Annotated in this window: 12 protein-coding genes and 1 riboswitch; of the genes, 7 read left to right on the top strand and 5 right to left on the bottom strand. The window is 43.7% G+C overall.

Going from position 1 to position 7,986, the window contains the following annotated elements; translation table 11 throughout:
* The first annotated feature begins 195 nt into the window (after positions 1–195).
* A riboswitch (cobalamin riboswitch) is annotated at positions 196–333 on the top strand.
* A 29-nt stretch (positions 334–362) separates the two neighbouring features.
* Positions 363–560 (top strand): hypothetical protein, encoded by a 198-nt coding sequence (locus C4B57_00250; protein PXF55923.1) that lies wholly within the window; start codon positions 363–365, stop codon positions 558–560.
* Between the two features lie 33 nt (positions 561–593).
* Positions 594–1,973: a peptide-modifying radical SAM enzyme CbpB gene (gene cbpB / locus C4B57_00245; GenBank protein ID PXF56139.1), complete on the top strand. Its 1,380-nt coding sequence runs from the start codon at positions 594–596 to the stop codon at positions 1,971–1,973.
* Between the two features lie 300 nt (positions 1,974–2,273).
* Here cbpB and C4B57_00240 read toward each other — a convergent pair whose 3' ends face one another.
* The 4 genes from C4B57_00240 to C4B57_00225 all read right to left on the bottom strand — a co-directional run bounded on the left by C4B57_00240 (position 2,274) and on the right by C4B57_00225 (position 4,471).
* On the bottom strand, positions 2,274–3,068 hold the full coding sequence (locus C4B57_00240; protein ID PXF55922.1) for an AAA family ATPase: 795 nt from the start codon (positions 3,066–3,068) through the stop codon (positions 2,274–2,276).
* Positions 3,065–3,256: a hypothetical protein gene (locus tag C4B57_00235; GenBank protein ID PXF55921.1), complete on the bottom strand. Its 192-nt coding sequence runs from the start codon at positions 3,254–3,256 to the stop codon at positions 3,065–3,067. The genes C4B57_00240 and C4B57_00235 overlap by 4 nt, the downstream gene beginning before the upstream one ends.
* 126 nt (positions 3,257–3,382) lie before the next feature.
* Positions 3,383–3,994 (bottom strand): hypothetical protein, encoded by a 612-nt coding sequence (locus C4B57_00230; GenBank protein PXF56138.1) that lies wholly within the window; start codon positions 3,992–3,994, stop codon positions 3,383–3,385.
* Between the two features lie 156 nt (positions 3,995–4,150).
* A complete protein-coding gene (locus tag C4B57_00225; GenBank protein PXF55920.1) occupies positions 4,151–4,471 on the bottom strand; it encodes a hypothetical protein in 321 nt (106 codons plus the stop codon).
* 150 nt (positions 4,472–4,621) lie between these two features.
* On the opposite strand from C4B57_00225, the gene C4B57_00220 reads away from it, so the two are divergent.
* Both C4B57_00220 and C4B57_00215 read left to right on the top strand, forming a co-directional pair.
* Positions 4,622–4,840 carry a hypothetical protein gene (locus C4B57_00220; protein ID PXF55919.1) on the top strand — a complete coding sequence of 73 codons (219 nt, stop codon included), beginning with the start codon at positions 4,622–4,624 and terminating at the stop codon, positions 4,838–4,840.
* 6 nt (positions 4,841–4,846) lie between these two features.
* On the top strand, positions 4,847–5,128 hold the full coding sequence (locus tag C4B57_00215; GenBank protein PXF55918.1) for an addiction module toxin RelE: 282 nt from the start codon (positions 4,847–4,849) through the stop codon (positions 5,126–5,128).
* Here the strand turns inward: C4B57_00215 and C4B57_00210 are convergent.
* The gene (locus C4B57_00210) at positions 5,110–5,511 is read right to left on the bottom strand and encodes a hypothetical protein (protein ID PXF55917.1); all 402 of its coding nucleotides are present in this window, start codon (positions 5,509–5,511) and stop codon (positions 5,110–5,112) included. The two genes, C4B57_00215 and C4B57_00210, sit on opposite strands and share 19 nt — an antisense overlap.
* Between C4B57_00210 and C4B57_00205 the strand changes: the two genes are divergently transcribed.
* The 3 genes from C4B57_00205 to C4B57_00195 form a co-directional block, all read left to right on the top strand.
* Entirely contained in the window at positions 5,511–5,756 is a 246-nt protein-coding gene (locus C4B57_00205; protein ID PXF55916.1) for a CopG family transcriptional regulator, read from the top strand. The two genes, C4B57_00210 and C4B57_00205, sit on opposite strands and share 1 nt — an antisense overlap.
* Positions 5,753–6,193, top strand: coding sequence for a putative toxin-antitoxin system toxin component, PIN family (locus tag C4B57_00200; protein ID PXF55915.1), 441 nt, complete (start codon positions 5,753–5,755; stop codon positions 6,191–6,193). Before C4B57_00205 ends, C4B57_00200 begins: the two co-directional genes overlap by 4 nt.
* Before the next feature lie 523 nt (positions 6,194–6,716).
* Positions 6,717–7,986: hypothetical protein (locus C4B57_00195; protein PXF55914.1), on the top strand; the 1,270-nt coding region annotated here is incomplete at its 3' end.

Below are 7,986 nucleotides of genomic sequence, written 5' to 3'. Positions count from 1 at the left end.
AAAAATTGAGGAGTTGACTCAAAAAATGGTTGCTCTATGAAAGAATCTTCAGACCAATGGCAGTAATTGTATGGCAAGCAGCCTACCCGGTGCTTGCTGCCTGTATCTTATATGAAATATCCAGATGTCCCATAAGCACTTGACTTAATAAAATAAAAAAGTAATATATATTATACTCTGTTTTTTCAACATCTCGGAACATGGTGAGAATCCATGACGGTCCCGCCGCTGTAATCGGGGAGGTGTTCTGCAAAGAGTCTGAACTCAGCCACTTTCAAGGCGCACCTTGAGGGGAAGGCAGCAGAATTACTGATGATCCGTAAGTCAGAAGACCTGTTGAAAAACAAAAATATGAGTTTCTGATGGTAAAAGAGGCTCGGAAGAGATTAATTATATCTTTTTCGGGCCTCTTTTTTTGGCAAGTCCACAAAAAGAGAACAAGGAGGTTTGTTATGTACAAAAAAGGCATTATCTCTTATCGGCGCAGATGTAAACGATTGGGACAAAATACAGGACTTTCGCATTACATCATGCTGACGTCAAAAACAAAGAAAAAATAAAAATAGAGGGATTATATGTTACAAAAAAATGGCATGTCAGTAAGTGCCGCTTCCTGCTATGTGAATACAGGAAATGGTCCTCGGTTGTCTGTTTTGGAAATAGGGCTGGAAGACTCTGTTGCAGTCATTGAACCGGATACTGGATTTTGGTCAATCGTTCAGGCAGATACTTTTCCTGGAGTCCTTGTAGGTTCAGTTAAAGACGGCTTTATTCAACATCAAAAGCTCCTGACTGATGATATGAATTATGTTCGTTTTGGTCTCCGTCACTCTGCTGTTTACTTCAACCCTACAGAACGCTGCAATATGAACTGCACTTACTGCTATCTGCCAGAATCGATTCGACGCCAAGGCAAGAATATGTCTAAAGAGGAAGTCTGTGCTGCTCTGGAAAGATTACTTTTGTTTTTTAAAGAGACTCTTCCTGAAGATATTAAACCTCAAATAATCTTTCACGGAAGTGAGCCTCTCATGGCTAAAGAGGCTGTTTTTTATGGTATTGAAAGATATCTGGACCACTTCCAATTTGGGGTCCAGACAAACGGCACTCTTTTAGATCAAGAGGCGATCTCTTTTCTGACAGACAATAATATCTCTATAGGTATATCTCTTGATGGTTCCAGGACGGAAACAGCCAACTGTGACAGAAAAAACTGGCAAGGAAAGGGATTCTTTGACCATATTGTTAAAGTCATTGAACAATTGTCAGATTATCCTGCCTTGAATGTCATGTCGACAATAACTGCAAACAATGTCCAGGAATTACCTCAACTGGTTGATTTTTATTACCAGTTGGGCCTGGATATGGCTATGTTCAATCCAGTCCGCTGTACTCAGCCCGGAGGGAGGCAGGTTAAGCCAGATGATGAGACTCTGCTTCATTTCTTTTGTGTGGCTTTGGACAGGTGTCTCGAATTGTATGAAAGTACAGGTAAAAAGGTAGTTATTGCCAGTTTTGCCAATATCATGGCCGGAATCCTTGCTCCCACCGGAAGGAAACTGATGTGTGACATTACTCCCTGTGGAGGCGGACGCTGCTTTTTTGCTGTCTCTGCTTTGGGTGATATTTATCCCTGTAGTGAGTTTATCGGTATACCGGAATTTAATTGCGGCAATCTGTTTACTCAGGATCTGAAGGAGATTGTACAGGCCAAGCAGATGGAAGCGGTCAAGCACCGTATTGCAGAAAATATATACCCCTGTTCGAGTTGTGCAATCCGTCATTTCTGTGGTGCTCCCTGTCCTGCTGAAGTCTATATGGTTACAGGCAAGTTAAATTCTCCTTCCCCTTACTGCCGATTCTACGAAGGGTTGATACGCTATGCCTTCCGGATAATAGCTCAAGGCAAGGAAGAGGTTTTTCTCTGGCATGACTGGCAAGAGGAAACAGAAGAGTTAGTTCAACTAAACTAAAAAATAAATGCCTCTTCGCGTAACCGTTCAGTGCGGCCGGGCAAGGTCGCATATTCCAGCGGGTGTGAATCCCGCTCCAGCAAGGCAGGCCAGCCACTGGATAGAGGACCCTGCGAAAAATGCGAAAATAATTATTAAGGCCTAATAAAGTCGACTGCTTTTGCCAATGCCGTGATAGAAGAATATATAAAAGGTCGCTGCCATTGAAAATGGGATTGAAGCCCAACTGTTGGGATCTATACTAACTGAGCGGAATATCCCCCTTGATCAACGACAATTATTTTTCCCTGTCAACGACAATTATAATTCCCTTTTCCGTTTGTCAATTTTTCTGTTTTTTTCATTAAAATTTTTTCCTTTTTGGGACTGTTCCAGACGATAGCTCGTCAGGTTCAGTTCCAGTATTATGCTGTGGTGAACCAGGCGGTCAATGGCAGCTGCCGTTGTCATGGGATCCTTGAAGATACGTTCCCACTGGGAGAAAGGCAGATTGCTGGTCAGCATTACGCTGCCCCTTTCATAGCGATCAGCCAGGAGGGTGAACAGCACTTCCATTTCTTCCCTGTTTTGCTGAACGTAGCCGATGTCATCAATGACCAGAGCTTTATATTTTGAGAATTTCTTCAGGACCCTTGCCAGCCTCAGGTCTCTTTTGGCAATCAGCAGTTCTTGAATCAGCAGATTGCATGAGACAAAAAGTATGCGATATCCTTTGTGTATCAGTTCCTGCCCTATGGCACAAAGCAGATGAGTCTTGCCGCTGCCGGGATTACCGAAGGCCAGTACATTTTCCTGGTGATCCAGAAACGTTCCTTCAAGGAGATGATTTACCAGGGTATTAATCTTCAGTGGGAGACGACTTCTGTCGAAGACCTCCAGGCTTTTTTCAAGCGGAAGTTTTGATTCCCTGAGGTAGCGTGCTGTACGTTTTTCAGCCCTTTCTTCACATTCTCTTCTGACCAGCTCCAGGAGGTACTGTTCATGGCTCAACGATTCCCTGCGGGCAAGCTCTGCCTCATCCCTGTAACACTGTCTGAAGGCAGGAAGATGAAGCTCTTTAAGGTGGCTGGTAAGTGCACTGTGTATATCAGTCATGCCATCACCTGTGCACCTTCCAAAAGGCTGTCATAGACATCAAGGGCAACGGGAGCTATTTCAACATCAGTTGCAAGAGCTGTTTCCCTGGTTGAAAATAAAAGCTCTTCAACCGTGCCAGCAGACATCATCATACCCTTATTCAGAATAAGGCGGAGGGCATCATCAACAGCGGCCTCATTTTCCATGGCAGCAAGCTGCAGGATCTTAAGTATTCTTTATTAGCCATGGAATCTGTATGACACCTTTTCAGCTCATCATAGGCCATTCTGAAACGAATGCCTGGGAACAGATCACTGCGATACCGGTAGTTTTCAAAGGCGCCGGGTTTTCGTATGAGCCAGTCGATTATGTGCCTGTACTGGATACGGTGCTTTCCGGAACCTCGCAGCCGGGGCATGGTTTCGATGAACTTCTGCCCGTACCATACATCCAGATAGTTCTGCATACAGCTTCACTGTAACCTTTTCCCTGATAAGCCTGCTGTGTACCGAATAGACGTTATGCTTCACGCGGATGGTGCTTGACGGACCGACCCTGAGATCAAGCCGTGTGCAGGCAGGAAGCTGCTTTAACGGCAATGATCCCAGTGCTGACTGCTCTTCCATAAAACGATCTTTCCTGTTTGAATTCAGCTGAGAAAACAGATCTTCCAGAAAATTCATGTATTCTCTTTTGCTGGTAAAGTCACGACTGCCCCGGAGCATGAGCGCCTGATCCAGTGCCCTTTTGAATCGGTGATGGCGCTGTTCAATATCTCCATTCTTATTGGGGCTTGCCGGCTGTGTCTTTTGTCCCCTGATCCCATAATGGGACAGAAGAGCCTGATAACGCCTTGTAAACTCTTCCGGATTGTCCGCCTTATTTACTGCTGTGGAGAGCCTGTCAGTCTGGTGCGCCTCAGGAACACCTCCAAGTTTCCACAGAGCCTTCTGAAGCCCCTCACTGTGAGACCTTCAAAGCTTTCAGAAAAACAAATACTGCCAGTCTCCCAGTTAGAGTATGTCAAAACAAAATGATAGATGAGATGATCAAAGAAGACACCAGCTATGGTTATGCCCAAAGAACCCATATTCGTGAAATCAGACTGGCTCAACCTGCCAGGTTTGTGGACCTGAGGGAAAAACCTCCCCGGAAGGACCTTTCGTTGCCCTCCAGTGCTTTATCTTCCTCTGAAAAGTACGAAGCTGGCCATCCTGAAAATAACCAGGATTCTCCCTCTGCAGATATTCAAACAAGGTCTTTGCTTCAATGCCCGAATTGTTCCTCAAAAAGGATTTGATTTGCTCCCATACCTCTTCAAAGGGATCCTTTCGAGTCCGCCATGTACGTGTGCTTTCAGCCCGCAATTCACATGGTGATTTGCCAAGACCACGGTATTTCCTGGCTGTCTTTACGTCCATCCCAGACCTCAAAGCAGCAACCTCCAATGTCTCGCCATCGCCTAAATTCTTCATCTATAAAACAACTCACCCAAATCAAATATTCTGTTGCAAACTGCAATGTATTGTTTTATATTGTATACCATCATGAATTTCAGGAGGACTATTAATATGAGTAACGCGGTTAGAGTGTCCGAAGATTTGCTTAGGGAGGCCAAAATTTTCAGCAAAATCGATAAACGATCCGTCACTGGTCAGATTGAACATTGGGCACGAATTGGCAAATGTGCAGAGGAAAACCCTGATTTGACCTATAGCTTAATAAAAGAAATTTTAATCGGCCTTGTAGAACTGGAAGAAGGTGAATCTTCAGAATACAGATTCGGATAAGAGTGTATGAAAATCTTACAATCTCGATCTTTTGAACGGAAAGTCAAAAAATTTACGAAACACCAAAAAAAGAAGTTAGACGAAGAGGTCCGCAAAATTATAAATAATCCTTCAATTGGATCTGAAAAGAAAGGTGATCTTCGTGGAGTTTATGTCCATAAATTCAAGATCCAGGCAGGTCAATATCTTCTGGCCTATAGATTTCTTGGAAACGATTTGGAATTGATTATGATCGGACCACATGAAAATTACTATAGGTATCTAAAAAGCTACCTGAAAAGCAGATAGAAAGGCGAACCAGTCGCTGCACGTTGACCGAAAGGGCTCTGCGGCTTTAGGTAGTACCTCGTTATGATATGCTCAATATTTCTCAGTTGTAACCAAGGCAAGGTCACCACCCTTCCGGCAAGTGAGCTTTCCGTTGTTGCCGGACGCTCCGCTCCCGGCAACAATCGCCGCGTATTACCATCCGCTGGATGCTCGGCGCTCCGCGCCTCACAACCAGCGGCTGCAGCAGACGATCCCGTCGGCAAACAAGTTTGCCTCCGGTCTCGCTCCTGATCCGCGGCGATTAGCGCATACAACTCTATGCCAAACAATAGCATCTTGACATTCAGACCAGAGTGATATATCGTATATACATTATAACAACCAATAGAGGAGGCGTACAATGGCCACTCAAATGATAGTTAGGATCAATCCTGAACTCAAAAATAAGGTCAACAGCCTTGCAAAGGCTGAGGGGAAAAACGTTAGCGAAGTCGTCAGAGAATTGCTTGAAGACTACGTCAGGGATCGAGACATAGGCTCCTATATAGATGATTTATGGGAACGTATCGGAGGAAAGATGAAATCCCGTGGACATACCCCTAAAGCCATTCAACGTGTCATTCGAGAAGTGAGAAATAAGAAGTGATCAAGGTTGTTATTGATACGAATGTTTTTGTTTCATCTTTTTTCGGAGGTAATTCGCGCAAAGTTATAACCCTCTGGAAGACTGGCGCAGTCACTCTTTGTTTATCCAAACCTATCATAGACGAATACATAGAAGTGCTTCAACGCCTCGGTCTTCAGGATGAAAAAGAGCTTGGTGAATTATTAGGTCTCTTTGCACGAGGATTTCATTCCGTTTTCACAGCAAACACCCCGAAATTATATGTTGTGGAAGATGATCCTGATGACAATAAATTCATTGAATGTGCTGTGGCATTGAAAGCCGATTTTATTATTTCAGGAGACAAAGCGCTCACAGCAATTCAAGACTATATGGGCATCAAGATTATCAACCCTAACCTGACTTTCCTAGTTATGACCAAAGCGAACGAAATTATCCTTATAAATACAATGAGTTAAAAGATAATTATTGTATACACTACAAATTATTAAAAAATTCAGTAAGTTACATATGTATCAATGTACAAAATACTCATAACTCCTTGAAATTATTTATTTAAAATGTAAATATTTCAGTGTATACAATAATACTGCCCCTTACTTACTGAAATTTAAAGCTTTTTTACCAAAAAGTCAAAATAAGTAGGAAAGTCAGGCTAAAGAGTTTATTCATACCCATAAACAGACCAAGCGCTAACCATGGCATGAACGCTGACTGGGATTTCGTTGGCGCTCAACCCCAGCAGGTTATGCCTACGTTACCGTGATCATGAAAAGCGCATTGCCGACCTTGAGGCATCTGTTGAAAAGCAGCTTGGTAATTTATCGGTGGACCTATCCAGGTATGCAAACATCGCAAGGATAAATCAGAGGGAAGGAGGGAATTATAATCGTCGCTGGTCAGTATAGAGTCTGTCCCGCAAATATTAGTTGCAAAATGAGGCCGAATTCGGTAAAATATTATATAATTTCAACATGATAATTGCTTTTTGAGGGCCTCATGAACTACAATTTCAGAAGCTATAATCCGGAGCAACCATATCTGCTACCCCCATCTCTGGACGACTGGCTCCCCCAGGACCATCTTGCCCGATTTATATCTGAGACAGTTGATCAAATGGATCTGTCAGCATTAATCACAGCTTACAGAGCCAATGGCCAGGGAAGCGCAGCCTATCATCCGGCAATGATGGTAAAGATACTTTTATACGCCTACTGTATGGGTATTCCATCCAGCAGGAAGATTGCCAAAGCCCTGGTAGATGATGTGGCATTCAGATGGCTTGCTGCCGGTAATTTTCCAGATTTTAGAACCATATCAGAATTTCGCAAAAGACATCTCAGGGCTCTGCAGGATCTTTTTCCCCAGATACTACTTCTCTGTAAGGCTTCTGGTTTGGTAAAGGCTGGCATTATAGCCCTTGATGGCACCAAGGTTAAAGCCAATGCAAGCCTGAGCCGCAACAAAACTTATGAGCAGCTTTCCAAGCAAGAGAAGCGACTCAAGGAGAAATTGGAAGCACTCCTTGAGCAGGCAGAGAAGACAGATCAGGAGGAAGACAGGCTGTATGGCAGCAAACGTGGTGATGAACTTCCTGAGGATTTGAGTACTGCAGAAAAAAGGCTTGCAAAGATCAAAGAGGCTAAAAAATACCTGGAAGCCAGAAAAAAGGCTGAAGCCAAAAAGAGCAAGGAGTCTCATAAGAAACACGGCAGAAAATCTCAAAAGCCTGACGACACAGTGAAGCCTGAAACCAAGGTCAATATGACCGATTCTGAGAGTCGTATTCAGAAGACGTCCAAAGGTTATATTCAAGGTTATAATGCTCAGGCCGTAGCTACAGAAGACCAGATAGTTATTGCCTGTGACGTGGTGAATGAGGCCAATGACATTCATCAGCTTAAACCTATGCTGGAGCAGGCACAGCAGAATCTTTCAGAAATAGATGTTTACGCAAAGACAGTCCTTGCTGACGCAGGGTATTGCAGTGACGATAATCTTGAATACCTGGAATCCAAGGATGAAATAAACGCTCTTGTTTCAACCCGGAAAGAGCAAGAGATGAGAAAGGCCGAATCCGGCTCCAAAAATATCAGGCACCGTTCCGACAGATACAAGGCCATGGACAGGAACCTCCAAAACCCAGTCAGTCGATATATTTATGGATTTCGCAAGCGAATAATTGAACCTGTATTTGGGCAGATGAAACATTGTCAGGGTTTCCCCGGCTTTCTCTTACGTGGACTTGAGA

The sequence above is a fragment of the Deltaproteobacteria bacterium genome (assembly GCA_003194485.1).
Lineage (GTDB): Bacteria > Desulfobacterota > Dissulfuribacteria > Dissulfuribacterales > UBA3076 > UBA3076.
The sequence above is the reverse complement of the archived record's forward strand: the minus strand, read 5'-3'. Positions and strand labels throughout refer to the sequence as shown.

What these genes read in the sequence shown, in the direction of transcription:
- cbpB (PXF56139.1), top strand. Translation starts at nt 594, where the DNA reads ATGTCAGTAAGTGCCGCTTCCTGCTATGTGAATACAGGAAATGGTCCT.
- C4B57_00220 (PXF55919.1), top strand. Translation starts at nt 4,622, where the DNA reads ATGAGTAACGCGGTTAGAGTGTCCGAAGATTTGCTTAGGGAGGCCAAA.
- C4B57_00240 (PXF55922.1), bottom strand. Translation starts at nt 3,068, where the DNA reads ATGACTGATATACACAGTGCACTTACCAGCCACCTTAAAGAGCTTCAT.
- C4B57_00205 (PXF55916.1), top strand. Translation starts at nt 5,511, where the DNA reads ATGGCCACTCAAATGATAGTTAGGATCAATCCTGAACTCAAAAATAAG.
- C4B57_00225 (PXF55920.1), bottom strand. Translation starts at nt 4,471, where the DNA reads ATGGACGTAAAGACAGCCAGGAAATACCGTGGTCTTGGCAAATCACCA.
- C4B57_00235 (PXF55921.1), bottom strand. Translation starts at nt 3,256, where the DNA reads ATGGAAAATGAGGCCGCTGTTGATGATGCCCTCCGCCTTATTCTGAAT.
- C4B57_00250 (PXF55923.1), top strand. Translation starts at nt 363, where the DNA reads ATGGTAAAAGAGGCTCGGAAGAGATTAATTATATCTTTTTCGGGCCTC.
- C4B57_00215 (PXF55918.1), top strand. Translation starts at nt 4,847, where the DNA reads ATGAAAATCTTACAATCTCGATCTTTTGAACGGAAAGTCAAAAAATTT.